Below are 666 nucleotides of genomic sequence, written 5' to 3' on the forward strand. Positions count from 1 at the left end.
ATTTAGTACAAACATAAACTTCTTTGATGCCTAGCAGCTTTTGAAAAAAGTTGCGTGGTACGCGTTGCAAGTAAGCACCATGTGTACACATTTCAATATCCGTATTCATGTTGTTTTACACCTGTGCTAAGACGTAGGCGAATAGCAGTATAAGAAAAGAATGTGTCGAGTTGTCGACAGTCACAAGAAGCGTACTGATGGAATACGCATGATGCGAAGTGGGTAGGGTTACAAGTTAATAGTTATGTCTATCAACACTACAGTATTGCTGGTTGAGTCGTTTCAGGTTTGGCCTGTTCACCCAACCGTTTAGGCAATAAAAAGCGACCTAGTGTGGCCGCTTGTTGCGTTTGTTGTCTTGCTTAAATCTTGAATAAGCTTTTTGCATTTTCCGTGGTGATAGCATCTATGGTTGCGATCTCTTCGCCACGCAAGTCTGCCACTCGCTGCGCGACGAGCGATGTGTAAGCTGGCTCATTGCGTTTACCGCGATGCGGCACTGGCGCCAAATATGGGCAGTCTGTTTCTAAGATGACCCATTGCATGTCTAAGTGTGGGATGACTTTGTCCATGCCGCCGTTTTTAAATGTCGATACACCGCCTAAACCAAGGTGGAAGCCCAACTCGTTAATTGCTCGTGCCTCTTCTAAGCTGCCACCAAAACAA

General features: G+C 45.2%; 1 protein-coding gene. It reads right to left on the minus strand.

Features of this window, described 5'->3' with window-relative positions:
* Window positions 1-362: 362 nt before the first annotated feature.
* Window positions 363-666: TatD family hydrolase (locus R7Q46_RS27565; RefSeq protein WP_318078334.1), on the minus strand; the 304-nt coding region annotated here is incomplete at its 5' end.

Source organism: Vibrio sp. 811 (assembly GCF_033339195.1).